This is a genomic window from Achromobacter sp. SIMBA_011 (assembly GCF_046535435.1).
In the GTDB taxonomy this organism is placed as follows: Bacteria; Pseudomonadota; Gammaproteobacteria; order Burkholderiales; family Burkholderiaceae_B; genus Achromobacter; species Achromobacter dolens.
In genome coordinates this window covers 1-318 of sequence record NZ_JAWRWN010000205.1, presented here as the reverse complement: position 1 = coordinate 318, position 318 = coordinate 1, and the positions used below count along the sequence as shown (strand labels likewise).

Here is a 318-nt window from a genome sequence, read left to right as displayed (position 1 = left end):
CCTGTAGCTGCCATCCGGCTGGCGGTGCTCGAACTCCAGGAAAAACGCCATGTGGTTGATGCCGGCCGAACGGTAACGGATTTCCTCATAGGGAATATCGAGATCGTGGGCGAGTTCCATGGCCGTGCCCTGCACGGAATGGCAAAGGCCAACCTGGCGGATCGTCGGGTATTTCTCCGCAATCGCCCAGGTGTTGATCGCCATGGGGTTCACATATTGCAGCATGATGGCGTTGGGGCAGACGGCCAGCATGTCCTCACAGATCTTCCACAGATGCGGCACGGTGCGCAGGCCGCGCATGATGCCGCCGACGCCGAG

1 pseudogene is annotated in these 318 nt (G+C 60.7%); it reads right to left on the bottom strand.

The window, feature by feature from the left end:
- Nucleotides 1-318 (bottom strand): annotated as a pseudogene (locus tag SB816_RS30595) (alpha-glucosidase/alpha-galactosidase); the annotation flags it as partial.